This window comes from Streptomyces sp. NPDC002773 (genome assembly GCF_040295605.1).
GTDB lineage: Bacteria > Actinomycetota > Actinomycetes > Streptomycetales > Streptomycetaceae > Streptomyces.
In genome coordinates this window covers 1-14,433 of record NZ_JBEOVO010000054.1, presented here as the reverse complement: position 1 = coordinate 14,433, position 14,433 = coordinate 1, and the positions used below count along the sequence as shown (strand labels likewise).

15 protein-coding genes and 1 pseudogene are annotated in these 14,433 nt (G+C 70.2%); 11 read left to right on the top strand and 5 right to left on the bottom strand.

What is annotated here, in order from left to right; genetic code table 11:
- The first annotated feature begins 119 nt into the window (after positions 1-119).
- Positions 120-539 (top strand): hypothetical protein, encoded by a 420-nt coding sequence (locus ABT034_RS33905; RefSeq protein WP_351220947.1) that lies wholly within the window; start codon positions 120-122, stop codon positions 537-539.
- Here ABT034_RS33905 and ABT034_RS33900 read toward each other — a convergent pair.
- Entirely contained in the window at positions 485-1,408 is a 924-nt protein-coding gene (locus tag ABT034_RS33900) for a serine hydrolase (RefSeq protein WP_351220946.1), read from the bottom strand. The genes ABT034_RS33905 and ABT034_RS33900 overlap by 55 nt on opposite strands.
- Before the next feature lie 61 nt (positions 1,409-1,469).
- On the opposite strand from ABT034_RS33900, the gene ABT034_RS33895 reads away from it, so the two are divergent.
- The 5 genes from ABT034_RS33895 (at position 1,470) to ABT034_RS33875 (ending at position 4,343) form a co-directional block, all read left to right on the top strand.
- Positions 1,470-2,129 (top strand): replication-relaxation family protein, encoded by a 660-nt coding sequence (locus tag ABT034_RS33895; RefSeq protein ID WP_351220945.1) that lies wholly within the window; start codon positions 1,470-1,472, stop codon positions 2,127-2,129.
- A 306-nt stretch (positions 2,130-2,435) separates the two neighbouring features.
- A complete protein-coding gene (locus ABT034_RS33890) occupies positions 2,436-2,783 on the top strand; it encodes a hypothetical protein (protein WP_351220944.1) in 348 nt (115 codons plus the stop codon).
- Positions 2,784-3,109: 326 nt separating this feature from the next.
- Complete coding sequence (locus ABT034_RS33885) at positions 3,110-3,334, top strand: hypothetical protein (protein WP_351220943.1); 225 nt, start codon at positions 3,110-3,112, stop codon at positions 3,332-3,334.
- Between the two features lie 112 nt (positions 3,335-3,446).
- Complete coding sequence (locus ABT034_RS33880) at positions 3,447-3,683, top strand: hypothetical protein (RefSeq protein ID WP_351220942.1); 237 nt, start codon at positions 3,447-3,449, stop codon at positions 3,681-3,683.
- Between the two features lie 207 nt (positions 3,684-3,890).
- Positions 3,891-4,343: a DUF6188 family protein gene (locus ABT034_RS33875; protein WP_351220941.1), complete on the top strand. Its 453-nt coding sequence runs from the start codon at positions 3,891-3,893 to the stop codon at positions 4,341-4,343.
- Between the two features lie 660 nt (positions 4,344-5,003).
- Here the strand turns inward: ABT034_RS33875 and ABT034_RS33870 are convergent.
- Positions 5,004-5,474, bottom strand: coding sequence for a MarR family winged helix-turn-helix transcriptional regulator (locus tag ABT034_RS33870; RefSeq protein ID WP_351220940.1), 471 nt, complete (start codon positions 5,472-5,474; stop codon positions 5,004-5,006).
- Positions 5,475-5,540: 66 nt separating this feature from the next.
- Here ABT034_RS33870 and ABT034_RS33865 point away from each other — a divergent pair, with 66 nt between their 5' ends.
- Both ABT034_RS33865 and ABT034_RS33860 read left to right on the top strand, forming a co-directional pair.
- The gene (locus ABT034_RS33865; RefSeq protein ID WP_351220939.1) at positions 5,541-6,368 is read left to right on the top strand and encodes an alpha/beta fold hydrolase; all 828 of its coding nucleotides are present in this window, start codon (positions 5,541-5,543) and stop codon (positions 6,366-6,368) included.
- 405 nt (positions 6,369-6,773) lie between these two features.
- On the top strand, positions 6,774-7,658 hold the full coding sequence (locus tag ABT034_RS33860; protein WP_351220938.1) for a hypothetical protein: 885 nt from the start codon (positions 6,774-6,776) through the stop codon (positions 7,656-7,658).
- An 86-nt stretch (positions 7,659-7,744) separates the two neighbouring features.
- On the opposite strand, the gene ABT034_RS33855 is transcribed toward ABT034_RS33860, so the two are convergent.
- Entirely contained in the window at positions 7,745-8,488 is a 744-nt protein-coding gene (locus tag ABT034_RS33855; RefSeq protein WP_351220937.1) for a TetR family transcriptional regulator, read from the bottom strand.
- 135 nt (positions 8,489-8,623) lie between these two features.
- On the opposite strand from ABT034_RS33855, the gene ABT034_RS33850 reads away from it, so the two are divergent.
- Positions 8,624-10,111, top strand: coding sequence for an APC family permease (locus tag ABT034_RS33850; protein ID WP_351220936.1), 1,488 nt, complete (start codon positions 8,624-8,626; stop codon positions 10,109-10,111).
- A gap of 81 nt (positions 10,112-10,192) precedes the next feature.
- Positions 10,193-11,875: an amidohydrolase gene (locus ABT034_RS33845; protein WP_351220935.1), complete on the top strand. Its 1,683-nt coding sequence runs from the start codon at positions 10,193-10,195 to the stop codon at positions 11,873-11,875.
- Positions 11,876-12,059: 184 nt separating this feature from the next.
- On the opposite strand, the pseudogene ABT034_RS33840 reads toward ABT034_RS33845, so the two are convergent.
- Positions 12,060-12,424 (bottom strand): annotated as a pseudogene (locus ABT034_RS33840) (hypothetical protein); the annotation flags it as partial.
- A gap of 419 nt (positions 12,425-12,843) precedes the next feature.
- Between ABT034_RS33840 and ABT034_RS33835 the strand changes: the two are divergent.
- Positions 12,844-13,266 (top strand): YjbQ family protein, encoded by a 423-nt coding sequence (locus ABT034_RS33835; RefSeq protein ID WP_351220934.1) that lies wholly within the window; start codon positions 12,844-12,846, stop codon positions 13,264-13,266.
- A 461-nt stretch (positions 13,267-13,727) separates the two neighbouring features.
- Here ABT034_RS33835 and ABT034_RS33830 read toward each other — a convergent pair whose 3' ends face one another.
- Positions 13,728-13,940, bottom strand: a complete 213-nt coding sequence (locus ABT034_RS33830; RefSeq protein WP_351220933.1) for a hypothetical protein — start codon at positions 13,938-13,940, stop codon at positions 13,728-13,730.
- Positions 13,941-14,433 lie beyond the last annotated feature (493 nt).

Sequence of the window (14,433 nt, the reverse complement as noted above, 5' to 3'; positions counted from 1 at the left end):
CGAGAGCCCCCACCGCTGACGGCGGGGGCTCCCGCGTCAGCGGCGGCAGCGGTCGGATGGCGGGCCGCGGACTGGATCCGCGCCCTCCCCCTCCAGGCCGGGGCCTGGATTTGCGGCCCGTGGCCGACGCCGTCGAGGAGGCGATGACCAGCCTGGACCCGGCGGACTGCGACGGCCTCGACCGGCGCGGGCACGGCGGCGTACCGGAGTCGGCGCGGGAACGGCTCGACGGCCTCTGCTACGACGCCGCCGAGATCGCCCTCCTCAACGCGAACCAACGGGTCGCGCTGTGTGCCGTCGTCCACTGCGTCCAGGGCATCCCCAAGGGGCTCGCCAACGATCCCGGGACGCTGATCGAGGACGACTTCGCCGTCCTGTGCGCGGCCATCGACAGCGCCACCGGCGCTGCCGCTCCGAGCCGTGGACCACGAGGGTGTCTTCCGCCATCCACTGCGCTTCAAGCAACGCGTGCGACCGGCGCGCGTCAGCCCTGGGGTACCGAGACGTACGCCTCCTGGGGCGTGGTGGTCGGCGTGTAAGCGGACGCGGTGGGGGCGGTGGGGACCAGATCCCGGTGGATCACCCTGGACACGGCCTGGATCGTGTTCACGCCGTAGCTCATCGTGCTGTTGCCGTCGCTGAGCACGGAAATGGTGTAGTCGTGGCCGGCGCCCTTGAACGCACCGATGCTGTGTACGCGCCAGCCGCGCGTGGCGCGCTGCAGCCAGCCGTTCTTGACGTGCTTGGACACGGAGGAGGGCGCGCCGGCCGTGGTGCCCCACCTCTGCGAGGTGATGACGTTCCCCATGAGCTTGAGAATGTAGGCGCGGGAGTTGTCACTCAGGACGGAGTTCCTGGCGGTGATCAGCGAGAGCAGCCGCTGCTCGTCGGTGACGTTGATCCGGGTGAGCCCCCAGTAGCCGCCGGATCCGGGCACCGTCCGCGTCATGCCGGCAGCCGTCAGGAAGCCCTTCACCTTGGTGAGGCCGAGCTGGTTCCACAGGGCGGTGGTAGCCGCGTTGTCGGACTTGGTGATCATGGCGGTCGCGAGGTTGGTCTCGCGAGTGGTGAGGTACCGGTTGGTCTTCTTGGCGTCCCAGAGAAGCGTGGCGAGGACGGTCACCTTCACAATGCTGGCCGAGTCGTACGCGTACGTGGCGCGCAGCGTGCAGGTGGTCTTCGTGGTGCGGTCGTGCAGGCCGACGGCGACGGTGCCGGAACGCGTGGCGAGGGCGGTGGTGATGTCCCTCTGGAGCTTGGCGGCGAGCCCGGCCTTGCCGGACGTGCAGCTGACCTGAGGCGGGGTGGCGGCGGAGGCGGGCGCCGCGCCCGCCGCGACGGGCATCAGTATCCCTGCGGCGGCCACGAGCGGAAGTGCGCGGGTGCGCAGGGTTATGTGGCGAGTCATGTGATTCCCCCTGGAAGCGAAAAAATGAACACGCCTACGGCGTGCTCGCCCTACATGACTCATGAGCGTGCGGATGGTTGCACGGCTCCCGGGGCCTTTTCTCCGGAGCGTCGAAGTCCTCAGTTGCGGCTTCGGCACGGTGATCCGCGGCACTGCGGCTCCACATGTCCGTTTCGGTCACATTCCGACTCCTGATCGCCGCCCTCCTCCTGCCGCTAGGCTCCTGCGTGGGCGCCGGGAGTACCTGACCGACTGGCAGGTGGAGGTCAACCACGCCATCAAGGAGACTGGCCTGTCCTTCAACACCGACGCCGTCCTCGCCGTGCCGACCAAGACCAGCGAGGTCCGCCTCTTCGAACTCGACAACGGCACCATGTCCCAGGCCCGCCTCGCAGCCGAGGTCTGGGACTACGAGCGCTACGCCGGGCACCGCGTCTGGAAGGGAGCCCGCGGCACGATTGGCGGGACGTACCCGTTCTGGCAGCGCCACCGCTACACCCGGTCCGAGACCTTTCCGCGGCTGCACGTCGTCCTGGCGGTCAAGGCGGAGCACCTCCTCGACAACCGCCTCCAGGCGCTCACCGCCGCCGTGCAGGGAATCACCATCGCGGTGTGGGTGAACACTCTGCCCCGACTCCAGCGCGGCGAGCCCTGGTACGAGATCGGCGCCGACGACCCGCACCGGCGCCGGGCCCGCTATCCCGAAGCGGTCGGCCGCTGACCGGTGCTGGGCAAGCCCAAGGGGAGCCTGGGCAAGCCGCCCGGACACCGGCTTGCCCACCCCGGCCAGGGCCGGCTGACCGATGACGGGTGACCGATGACCGGTCACCGCCTCGGCCGGGAGTTGCATGGGTCGGTCACGGCGCTGACGTGCTGGTTGACCGATCGCGGGAGACGGACCGGTCACGGTCGGCCCGCCGACCGGATGATCCTTCGGCCGTCCTGAGGATCTTTCACATGTGCCCCCGCTCCGGCACCGGCGGCCGCTGGCCTGACGGCTCTCCAGCGCCGGAAGGCGGCCCCCACCATGACCGGTCAGCCTCACACCCCCGAGGACGGAGAGGACACCCCGACCGCCCCGCGGCGCGCCACGAACGTCGCCAAGAAGCTCGCCCTGGGGGCCCTCGCCATCGGCGCGTTTGCTCTGCTCGCCAGGCACAGTGGCGGGCGCCCGATCGCCACCGACGGGGCGCCGGAGCGGGAGCGGAGCCCGGAAGCAGAGTTCGCCGCCATCGTGCGCGAGGTCGCTGCGGGCCGATCCGACATCAAGGTCGTCTCCGTCAACGGCTTCTTCGCGGAACTGGGGATCCGGTCCCGGTCCGGGCGCAGCCACGGCCAGGCGCACGTGTACTACGACGTTGAGACGGGCGCCTGAGGGCCGGAGACATGTACGGGGGTACGGCCAAGGCTCCGGGGGTTCGTTCGCGAGCTGGAGGAACGTCTTGCCGAGGTGTGGCCTGTCGGCGTCTGACCGGCCCCGTACAGGTCCGGGGGCCCGGGCAGGGGGCGTCACGGTTTCGGTGGTTCGACGCGGATCGGTCACGCCCGGCCTGCCGACCGTCACGGCAAGCCCTCGGCATGGAGGGCGTGTCCAGAGTTCCGACCACGTGGAGGGACGGCTCCCGAAGTCGCAGTGTCACCGCCTGGGACGCGGAGGCCCGGAATCGCCCGACGCCTCCTCGCTGGCCGTACACCGGAGCCATGAGACGAACCAAGCAGAACAACGCCGGGCCCATGCCCAGTGACCCGGGGGACATGTGGCACGCCCTCGCCTTCCTTCGCCAGACCCACTCCGAACCCGTCGGGCGCCTCGTCCCCTTCGAGCGCGCCGACGCGCTGCTCTCCCTCACCCGGCCCGACGACATCGACTTCACGCGCGCGTGGAACTCTCCGGCGGGGAAACGATGGGCCACATCCATGACCTGATCACCACCGTCACCCGCGGCATCACCTACGAACTGGGCGCCGCCGCGCCGGGCACCGCGCTGGAGATCCTGCTCGGCAAGCGCCACCAGCTCGCCCTCCACATGGACCACAGATGGCGGACCGCTTCCTCAGCGTTCCGGACGAGCACGAGGCAGCCCGATACCTCGAACCCCTGGCGTTCGAAGCGACCTACATTCACCGAAAGGTGGGATACGCCCTTCGAACCAGACCCGGAACGTCCTTCCCACTCCAGGTCGCGCTCCTGGCCCACCGGCGTGACAAGAGCAAGGACGCGACCGCCGAGGAGATCATCACCATGCGTGGCGGCTTCCGAAGAGCCACTCGGTGATGTCCCGTCGCACTGCAGTTGTCCGTTGATCTTGCTCTGAGCTGCCGGTTTGCCAGGATGGTCGCGAGCGCCTCTCCTCGCGTTCTCAGCGAAGCCGGCTTCTGCGGAACATCCAGAGGCAGTGACCATCGACGGCTCGGCAGAGGGTGATGCCGAGGAGGAGCAGAATCCCTTGGTGCCTGCGACGGAGTGGACCATGGTGTGGTGATGAGCACTGAAGTGGAACCGGTCGAGCACGAGGATCGCTGGATCCTGAACCTCCGAGGCTTGAGTGTCGTCAGGATCAGCATCGACTTTCGGCTGACCCTCGTCCTGGACGCAGGGTGGGAAGTCGTGCTGGAAGCACCAGCTCGGCTCTCGACAGGGCCGCTCCACACCAGTCCTGGCCTGCCTCTGACGCCTGAGTCCCAGGACGTGGCTGCGGCTCTTCCTCTGTTCGGGGCGAAGGTCCTGTCCGCGGTTGTGTTCAAGTCCGGCGTCCTGCGGATGGTGTTCGACAGCGGCATGCGTCTGACCTGTTCGGCCGACGCATCGTTCGAAGCCTGGCAGGTCACAGAACCACGAGGATGGCGTTTCATCTCGGTGCCCGGCGGAGACCTTGCCGTTTGGTCCCGCTCAGGAACAAGTGAGAATCCGCGAGGTCAGGCTGCGAAGCGCTGAGAATCCGCCACTTACGCTGCGACGGGACAGGTGACAACTACCTCTGTGAAGTGACAACTATCGCTGCGAGGCACACTGGAGCGCCTGGAGGCCGCGCTCGTCCCGGAGAGGGTTGCGCCGAGCGAGGGCTGAACCGTTGTCTGGACGGTTGCTTCCAGCGGGGGACCGCAGGTGTGACCGGAGATATGGACCCCCCAAATCGGACCGCCCATTTCTGCAGGTCACCCCTTGTGGGCAAGCCGGTTCGGTGCGCAGACACCTCTTTCCCACGCGATAGCCGAGGGGAAGAGGTGTGCTTCGAGCCGTGGAGCCGGCGGGCCGCGGCGGCGGAGGAAATCCCTGGTCGCCGGTTGATTGGGATGGCAGGCTCTCTGCCTCCACCCGAAGGGAGCTCCGCGATGAAGGCCGCCGCCGCACCGCCCGCCGACACCGCCGCACAGCCCTTCGTCGACGCCCTGAACGAGCTGGTCCAGGCGGACGACACCCTCCTGTACGGAGCGAAGAGCTGCAGTCCTATTCCTCCTGGCGACACCGAGGCGAAGTCGTCTACGGCCACAACGGCGCCGGGAGCGCCCGGACCGCTCACCGAATGCCGACCTCGAGGGCGTGATTGCGGGCCTGGGTTCCAGGGCATCGGCTGACCGGCCCCGTCGAGTCCCGTCAGACCGGCCGCCGCGCCCGACCGGCGGACTCCAGCACCGCGCTCAGGAAGCGGCGCACCGTCTCCAGCTCGCCCGCCTCGAACCCCTCCGCGGCCGCCAGTACTTCGCCGATCACCGGCCCGAAGAAGGACTGTCCGAGGCCCATGGCCTTCTCCTCCACCTTCAGCAGCACGCGTCGCCGGTCCGCCGCGTCCTTGCTGCGCGAGACCAATCCGAGCCGCTCCAGCCGGTCCACCAGGGAGGTGGTCCCGGCGGAGTTCAGCCGCAGTTGCCCGCCGAGCCATCCGGGCGTGGCCCGTGTACCGGCGCGTTCCGCGTCCAGCAGGTGGATCAGCGCGCGCACGTCGGTGGGATGCAGTCCGTGGCGCGCGGCGAACTCGGCGCCGAGCATGTCGAACTCCACGGTGACCGCGCGCAGCAGGTGCACCAGCCCCATCGCCCGGCTCTGCTCTTCGCCCTGTTCTTCCATGCGCACTCCTCGGTCCACAGCTAACATCTCGCTCAGCGAGATTATTGCCCAGCGAGAGGAATCGCCGTGTCCCTGTCCGACTTCGACCGTGTCTACGACGAGCTCCGTGCCCGCTGGCCCGAGACCACCGAGGAGCGTGACGTCGCCACCCCGTACGGACCCACCCGGGTCCACGTGTACGGCCCGGCGGACGGCAGCCCGCTCGTGCTGCTGCCCGGCGGCTCGGCCACCGGCCTCGTCTGGTTCGCCAACGCACCGGCGCTCGGCAAGCGGTACCAGGTCCACGCGGTGGACCTGCTGGGCGACGCGGGCCGCACCGAGCGCCGGGGCACACCACTGAAGAGCGCCGACGACCTGACAGCCTGGCTGGATGCGCTGCTGAACGGCCTCGGGCTCGCCCGCACGCACCTGTGCGGCCACTCGTACGGGGCCTGGCTGGCCGTCAGATACGCACTGCGCGCACCGTCGCGGGTGGACCGCCTCGTCCTCGTGGACCCCACCCAGGTCTTCGCCGGCTTCCGTCCCGGCTACCTACTGCGCGCCCTGCCCACCCTGATCCGCCCGAGCGAGGCCCGCGCCCGCGCCTTCCTGGCCTGGGAGACGGCGGACGCCCACCCGGACGAGACCTGGCAGCGCCTTTACGCGCTGGCCGCCACGGTCCCCGGCCGCAAGCTCGTCGTCGGCGGCCGCCCCCGGGTCGCCGACCTCCGCGTGCCGGTGCTCGCCGTGTTCGCGGAGCGCAGCCGCGCCCACCACGCCGGCAAGGCCGCCGACAGGGCCCGCCGGACGCTCCCGCACGCCGAGGTGGCCCTGCTTCCCGGAGCCACCCACCACTCCCTGCCCCTCACCGCGCCGCGGCAGCTGAACGACCGGCTGACGGCCTTTCTGGGCTGAGCACCGAACGTACGGCTGTCGACCGGTGCCGCCGTACTACCTCCAGCTACCCGAGCCACCACCATGCCTCAAAGAACGCACCGGCTTCGTCGTCCTGCACCGCTGGGCGGAGATCCTGGAGCGCCACTTCCCCGGAGCTCCCCGACCCCGACCGCCCCATCGAGTAGCCACACCAACGCCGCCGTCTCCTTCAGAGCCTCGGGTACGACCCTGACGCGCGCTGAGCCGATACGCCGGGGCCAGCCTGCCCTGTGCGTCGCTCTTCCGGGGGCGGGTGCCGCGATACGTTCCCGCCCGCCTGGTGGGCCTTGACGTACTGGACTGTCGGAGCAGGACGAAGCAGGGGAGCGAGACGTTGGCCGGGTACAGCAGGGGTCACACCCTTGAGCCGAGGAGCGCGTGCGCGTGACGGACTTCCCCGACTTCGAGTGGGTGGTGTGGCGCCTCGAGGTCCAAGACCCATCGCAGCTCGCGGGCGCCGATCCTGACCTGGACGAGCGCACCCAGGAGACGATGACAGAGCTGGCCGCCTCGCTGGGCTGCGTGTACGAACACTGCGTCGACACCGACACCGACACCGACACCGACACCTACCCGGAGGGAACGCCGTACTACGCCTGGTGGGTCCGCCTGCCCGCGACCGAGCACACCCGACGCGACACGGACGGCCTCCCGCAGGCCATCGGCCCGCTGCGCCAGTACCTGGCCACCCAGCTTCCCGACGGCCTGAAGTGGGAGATCACCCCAGACCGGGAGTACACGGTCGACCACGCCGGCAGCGTGGCCATGCGGACGGCCTACGACGATCTGATCGCTCCGTTCGAGCGGGCCCTGATGCCGCTGCGCCGGGACGGGGCCGACGCTCTCGATCCGCGGGCGAAGGTCTGGAAGTGGGAGGAGAACCTCCTGGTCGGCACGTTCGACCTGTGGCTGTGCAACGATCCGGACCGCCCGCACACCTGGCTGGTGGTCACCGTCGGCCTGTGGACCGAACCGCAGTTCTTCGACGAAGAGCCCGCTGCCCGTCTCGGCAACTTCGACTTCACCCCGCACCACCCGCTGCTTTTCCTGCCCCCCTCCAGGGCCTCCGCCCGGATCTGCGGCAGCCGCTTGGACACGTACTCCCAGACCGAGGTCTGGCGGGCCAGCTCGAAGTCATGCTCCGCGGCCAGACGCTCCATGATCTGCGGAATCGTGGGCTTCTGCTTCGTCGGCGCGTCCAGGTCCTCGCGCAGCATCGTGTCGATGAAGCCCTTCACCGGCTCCAGCTCGCTCTTCACCCGTCCATGATTGGGGCCGTATGTGCGGCCGTATGTGCCCAGCATGGCGCGTAGCGCAACCACCGCGTCCACCGGGACGTCCCGGGCCGGTCTCGGCTACGGGGGCGGCTGCGTGGCCGGCGTCCGATCCGCCGGTTCCTCGGGTGTGTCCGGGCGCCGGCTCGCGGCCTCCGCCGCGATCCGCGCCGCGAGCCCGTCCAGGAGGGTCTCCAGCGCGGCGAGGAACACCGTGGTCCCGTCCAGCCGCGCCATGTGGGTCACACTCCGGGCGATCGCGGGAAAGGCGACCGGGTCGGCCGCGGAGTAGTCGCGGGTCCATGCCTGCTCGTCGCCCGTACGGGCCGCCCCGTCGAGTGTCTCGAACGCCGCGTCCATCCCGGCCCAGGCCAGGGAGAAGTCCCCGTAGACCCGGTGCAGTACGGCGGCCAGCGCGGGGGAGCAGCCGGCCCGGCCGAAGGCGGCCAGGATGTGCTCCACGATCCGCATCTCGGCAGGGCGCCGGGTGGTGCGGTAGGTGGCCACGACCGCCGCGCCGGGGTGGCGCAGCGCCGTGTCACGTGTGCGCAGCGCGAGGTCGCGCAGCGTGTCGCGCCAGCTCTGACAGGGTTCGAACCCTGTCAGCACCTCCTCGAACAGGCGGTCGGCCAGGATCAGATGGAGTTCGTCCTTGCCCCTGACGTGCCGGTACAGCGCGGAAGGGTCGACGCCCAGTCTGGCGGCGAGCCGCCGCACGCTGAGCGCCTCCGCGCCCTCGTCGTCGGTCAGCGCGAGCGCGGCGTCCACGATGATCCGCAGGTCCAGCTCGACCTTGGGGGGACGGCCTCTGCCTCGTACTGCCATGGGGTGATCAGACCAGGCCGGGCAGTGCCTCCGCAAGCCCTGTCGTGCGGCGTGAAATCTTTTTACCCACACCGTTGACAAAATAGTGCGGTGAGCGGTTGTCTGCGGGGCACCCCGAACCGAGGAGTGCTGCTCATGGACCACGGAAGCCCCGCCTCCGGCGAGGCGTCGCCGCCCGTCGCCACGTTCCGCAAGACCCTCACCACCCGGCACGGAGTGGTCATCGCGCTGGCCAACATCAGCCCCACCGTCAGCGTCGGCATCGGCCTCGCGTTCCTCGCCGCGCTCGCCGGCACCGCGATGCCCGCCGCCTTCCTGCTCGCGGCCCTGCCGATCCTGGCCGTCTCCGGGGGCTACGCCCGGCTCGCCGCCCGCGATCCCAACTGCGGCACGGCGTACGTCTGGGTGCGCCGGGCGCTCGGCCCCTGGACCGGCTACCTCACCGGATGGACCTCGGTCGCCACCAACATCCTGTTCCTGTCGTACGCGGGCCAGCTCACCGGGCAGTTCACCGTCGGACTGCTCGCGGAGGCAGGCGTCACGGCGCTCTCCCCGGACGACGCCCTCACGGTCACCGCCACCGGCCTGGTGTGGAGCGGCCTGATCGTCGTGAGCGCGCTGCGGGGGGTACGGGGCGCCACCGCGGTGCAGAGCGTGCTGCTCGGCGTCTCCGCAGTCGTGGTCACCGTCCTCGTGGCCACCGCCTTCGTCCGGGGCGACGCGGCCCCCGTCTCCGCCTCGTGGTTCTCGCCGTTCGCCTTCCCCGACACGCTCACGCTCCTCGGAGCGACCGTGATGGCGGCGTACATGTTCTGGGGCTGGGAGAGCGCCTTCTCCGTCGTCGAGGAGTCGACCTCGGTCCGCTCGCCGGGCCGGGCCGGAATCATCGCGATCCTCGTCACCACCGGGTTCTTCCTCTTCTCGGCCACCGGCTTCCTGCACGCCCTCACGCCCGAACAGCTCGCGGACCCGCTGTCCGGCGTCACCGAACTGGCCCGCACCTTCTACGGCACCGCAGGCGCGACCGCCGCCCTCGCCGCGATGCTCTTCGCCACCGTGGCCTGCATGCAGTCCAGCGTCATCGCGGGGGCCCGGCTCACACTCGCCATGGGCCGCGACGGGGTCCTCGGCCCGAGCTGGACCCGACTGCATCCCGCCTGGGGCACGCCTGTCACCTCCACCGTGCGCATCGCGGCCCTCGCCGTCGGGGTGTCGCTCGCGGGGCTGGCCGCCGGGTCGCTGTCCGAAGTGGTCGTCGCCGTCGTCAACTCCGTCGGCATCCTGGTCTCGCTGATGTACGGGGTCGGCGGCATCGCCTGCGTGGTCACCTTCCGCCGCGAACTGAGGGGCCGGATACGGGACATGCTCGTCGTGGGCCTGCTGCCGCTGCTCGGCGGCGTCGCACTGCTGCTGCTCGGCGGCCTCGTGGCCCACCAGCAGTGGAACTCGGTGGACCACCTGGCCTTCGACGCCGAGAACGGACGCTTCCTCACCGTCCTGCCGCTCACCGTCATCGCCCTCGGCATACCCGCCGCCCTGTGGACCCGCTACCGGCGCAAGGCCGCCTACTTCACACAGCCGCCGACCCCTCTCGCGCCCGCCCCAGCCGCCGCCGGGGGCTGACCGCAGCCCGGACGCGGACGCCGACAACGCCTGCCGCAGCCCCCCTCCAAGCCTCCCCACCCCACCCACCGGAGCCCGCACATGCGCCACGCAGACCTCGTCCTCCTCAACGGCACCATCTGGACGGCATCCCCCGTACGCCACCGGATATCGGCACTGGCCGTCACCGGCGGCCGGATCACCGCCCTCGGCACCGATCGAGAGGTCCGCGAGCACATCGGCCCGCGCACCGACGTGACCGACCTCGGCGGCCGGTTCGTACAGCCCGGGTTCACCGACGCCCACATCCACCCGGTGATCGCCGGGATCGGCATGCTCGGATGCGACCTGAGCGCAGGCCGCACCGCACGCGACTACCGAGCCACGATCGCCGCCCACGCCGCCGCCCACCCTGGGGCCGCCTGGCTCCAGGGCAGCGGCTGGTCCTTCGACGCCTTTCCGGGGGGTCTGCCGCACCGCGACCAGCTCGACGACATCCTTCCCGACCGGCCCGCCTACTTCCCCGTCCGCGACGGACACTCGGCGTGGGTGAACTCCCGCGCCCTCACCCTGGCCGGGGTCGACCGGCACACACCCGACCCCGCGGACGGCCGCATCGAACGCGACGCCACGGGCGAACCCACCGGCGTCCTCCACGAGGGCGCCATGACCCTCGTCGGCGCCCTCGTACCCCCCGCCTCGGCGGCCGAAGCCCGAGCCGGGCTCCTCGCCGCCCAGGAACTGCTGCACTCACTCGGGATCACCGGCTGGCAGGACGCCCTCGTCGGCACCTACGCGGGCTTCCCCGACCCCCTCGACACCTACCTCGCCTGCGACGCCGACGGCTCGTTGACCGCACGGGTACGCGGAGCGCTCTGGTGGGAACGCGACCAGGACCTCGACCAGATCGACTCGCTGCTCGCCCGCCGCGAGAAGGCGGCCGGAGGCCGGCGCTTCACCGCCGGCAGCGTCAAAATAATGCAGGACGGGGTGGTGGAGAACTTCTCCGCCGCCATGCTGGAGCCCTACCTGGACTCCTGCGGCTGCCCGGGCGACAACGCCGGGATCTCCATGGTCGACCCGGCCGTGCTCCGCGACGCCGTCATCGCCCTCGACGGCCACGGCTTCCAGATCCACTTCCACGCCCTGGGCGACCGGGCCGTCCGCGAGGCGCTGAACTCGCTCGAAGCGGCCGTGGCCGCGCACGGCCACACCGGCCTGCGCCACCACCTGGCCCACCTCCAAGTGGTGCACCCCGACGACATCCCGCGATTCCGCACCCTGCGCGCCGCCGCGAACATGCAGCCGCTGTGGGCCGCGCACGAACCGGCGATGGACGAGCTGACGCTGCCCTTCCTCGGCGAGGAACGGGGGCGGCGCCAGTACCCCTTCGCAGCCCTGCACGCGGCCGGCGCCGTCCTCGCGGCGGGCAGCGACTGGTTCGTCTCCAGCCCCGACCCCTGGCACGGCATCCACGTCGCCGTCAACCGCCAGGTGTGGGCGGAGGAGCTGGGCGAACCGGATCTGCGCCCCCCGTTCCTGCCCGAACAGCGCCTGGCTCTCAGTGACGCCCTCGCCGCCTACACGGCCGGCTCGGCATGGGTCAACCACCAGGACGACGCCGGTGTGATCGCGCTCGGCCGTCTCGCCGACCTCGCGGTCCTGGACCGCGACCCGTTCGCCATCGCCCCCACCGACCTCCACGCCGTCCGCACGGTCGAGACGTACGTCGACGGCGTACGCGTCTACAGCGCGGACGGGCGTGCGACCCCAGGCGCGCACTGAACGGGCCACCCTGCTCCGCCCGCCGGACCGCGAAGAGGCGCTCGCGAAGGCCCTGCCCGACGAGGAGTGATCCTCGCTGCTCCGTGAGACGGCACGAGCCCGTCCTCCGATGCGCCTGTCGGGGGGTCTTCGCGAGGGTTACCGGGTCCTGAAGCGGCGGAAGAGGCTGCGGTCCACATACACGCCCTGGGCTGCCGAAGCCGATGATGTCGACGCGTCCGCCGCCGGTGACGTCGGTGAGAAAGCGAAGGTGCTTCCCGCTCGTCCACCCCTGGGCGAGCCCGAAGTCGTTCAGGACCAGCTTGAAGGGCTCGAACGTGCCGTCCCCGCGGCCGCGTGCCACGACGACGCCCTGCCGGCCGAACCCGACGATGTCCACCGCTGCGCCGATGGTGGTGGGGACCAGGAACCGGGGGTGTTCCCCGGCCGTACTCCATCCCTGGCCGGTCCCGAAGTCGTCGAGGACCGCAGGGGGCCGGCGAAGGTGCCTGCGTCGTCCTGGAGCGATACCCAGACGCCGTCGTCGTGGAAGCCGACGATGTCGGGCCTGCTCCAGTGCGGTGCCGATGCGGCTGTACTCACTGATGAGGGCAGGTTTCCTCCAGACCTGCACAGCCCGTACAGCATTGCGAGACCCAGGCGGCTGCTGTCCCGGCGATCCCTCGGCAGCCGGGGCCGGACGACCGTGTCGAAGAGCGCCTGCTGCACTGGTGGTCGAGCGTCCATTGGTCGTCCGAGCAGCAGCGGCCGTGCCGGTGCTGCTCGGACGCCATATGGGTTTCTGATCAATATCGAGGAACCAGAGTCATCGCTCAGCCCTCTGCCAGGCGCCACAGGGCATTCTCCGCCCGCTCTCGCATTGTCTGGTGGAAGACCAGCCGATTCCGCCTGCATGGGCGTGTCGACATGTCCGCCTACTGGCTCCCCGTGACGTGGAAGGGTGCTTCGGCGTCGGTCATCATGAAGGCATGAGCCACGGATTCACCACCCGCACGCTGGACGTCACCACCGGAGTCTCCGAGACGGTCTACGACCTGACGGGGGAGTGCGCGTCCTTTCTGGCCGAGGTGGCGGAGGGCCGTGACGGACTCCTGAACGTCTTCGCGCCCCACGCGACCATGGGTGTCGCGCTCATCGAAACAGGAGCGGGGAGCGACGACGACCTGCTGGCAGCCCTGCACCACCTACTCCCCGCCGACGAACGCTGGCAGCACCGCCATGGAAGCCGAGGCCACGGCCGCGACCACGTGCTGCCGGCCATCGTCCCACCCCACGCGACACTCCCCGTGATCAACGGCGAACTGGCCCTGGGGGCATGGCAGTCGGTCTGTCTGGTGGACACGAACAAGGACAACGCTCACCGCCAGGTGCGGTTGAGTTTCCTGGGGTAGGGGGCGCGACACCTGCCCCACGCGAGGGTGAGTCGGCTCAGGCAGCTTCGTCGGCCTGAAGCGGTTGTGGCAGCTGTGACGCCAGAAGCGGCACCGCTTGGGACGCCGTTTTTCGAGAACCGAATCAGAGACGAGGCTAGTACTCCAGCTGTAGATCGTGATCTTGCAGGTGGAGCTTGCACGGAGACGGGTGTGGCCATGGGCTGATAGGAGAGAAAGTGGGGCGGTTCGCGGGGTCGGGCCCCTGCGCCGAGCCGGGCGGGGCCGAAGGCCGCGCCGGACCAGCAGGCCCAGGCCCGCTCGATCGCGGCCCGCCAGCGGCGCGAGGACCGGGCTCGTCGTCAGGGTGCTCTCCACGATGCTGTACGTGGGGCCGTTCTCTGTCCGTCAGGGCGTAGACGAAGCGAGCGCGAACCTTGCCACAGGCAGTGTCGCCGGTGACTGGCGGAGCCGCAGATGTCTCACATGTACTCGAAGTACCGGTCGCACCAGTACGCCTTTCCCGTCTCCTCCTCATCGTCCTCGTCTTCGGTCACCTCGCCCGCAGTCACGAGCACCGCGACCAGTTCCTCGTCTCGGTGCGCCTCCAGGAACGACGGTCCGCTGTACGGCTCACGGAGGAGCTCGGCCGGAACGAAGGTGCACCCGCCGCTGTACAGACGCCGTCGAGCCACGTCACGAACTCCTCGGTCAAGCCCGCTTCGCTGCTGGGCACCCCCTCACCGACCACCACCTCAGCAGTGACGAAGTAGCTGCCGAAGTTGCTCATCACGACACGCACGGGCCGGCCAAGACCCGTCGCGTCCGCCAGGACATCGATGAGACCGTAGAAACTGGCGTCCTGAGCCAGGCTCCTTGAGCAGGACGGCTCGAAGTGTTCCTTCAGGGCGCTCACCAGCCGGGCGAAACATTCCCGCGAAGTGTCCAGGTCGAAATCCGCGGGGCGTCCCAGGCGGTGAGGGTCGTCGTGCTCCAGCAGGAGCGCCCGGACCTGGTCCAGCGGGAGCATGTCGTGCCCTTCCGTCAGTTCTAGTGCGGGGAAGGGTGGTGGGGGGGGGGGGGGCCCCCCCCCAGAATAGGTGATAATAGCCGGCGCGACCCCGCCCTGGAGGGCGCAAGTTTTAAAAGAAAAATTATAGTGGGGGGGGGGGGGGGAGGGTGGTTGGG

Excerpts from the sequence above, each read along its gene's own strand:
- ABT034_RS33855 (WP_351220937.1), bottom strand. The coding sequence starts at position 8,488 with ATGGCAGTACGAGGCAGAGGCCGTCCCCCCAAGGTCGAGCTGGACCTG.
- ABT034_RS33870 (WP_351220940.1), bottom strand. The coding sequence starts at position 5,474 with ATGGAAGAACAGGGCGAAGAGCAGAGCCGGGCGATGGGGCTGGTGCAC.
- ABT034_RS33900 (WP_351220946.1), bottom strand. The coding sequence starts at position 1,408 with ATGACTCGCCACATAACCCTGCGCACCCGCGCACTTCCGCTCGTGGCC.
- ABT034_RS33885 (WP_351220943.1), top strand. The coding sequence starts at position 3,110 with ATGAGACGAACCAAGCAGAACAACGCCGGGCCCATGCCCAGTGACCCG.
- ABT034_RS33890 (WP_351220944.1), top strand. The coding sequence starts at position 2,436 with ATGACCGGTCAGCCTCACACCCCCGAGGACGGAGAGGACACCCCGACC.
- ABT034_RS33835 (WP_351220934.1), top strand. The coding sequence starts at position 12,844 with ATGAGCCACGGATTCACCACCCGCACGCTGGACGTCACCACCGGAGTC.
- ABT034_RS33895 (WP_351220945.1), top strand. The coding sequence starts at position 1,470 with ATGAGCGTGCGGATGGTTGCACGGCTCCCGGGGCCTTTTCTCCGGAGC.
- ABT034_RS33850 (WP_351220936.1), top strand. The coding sequence starts at position 8,624 with ATGGACCACGGAAGCCCCGCCTCCGGCGAGGCGTCGCCGCCCGTCGCC.
- ABT034_RS33880 (WP_351220942.1), top strand. The coding sequence starts at position 3,447 with ATGGCGGACCGCTTCCTCAGCGTTCCGGACGAGCACGAGGCAGCCCGA.
- ABT034_RS33875 (WP_351220941.1), top strand. The coding sequence starts at position 3,891 with ATGAGCACTGAAGTGGAACCGGTCGAGCACGAGGATCGCTGGATCCTG.
- ABT034_RS33845 (WP_351220935.1), top strand. The coding sequence starts at position 10,193 with ATGCGCCACGCAGACCTCGTCCTCCTCAACGGCACCATCTGGACGGCA.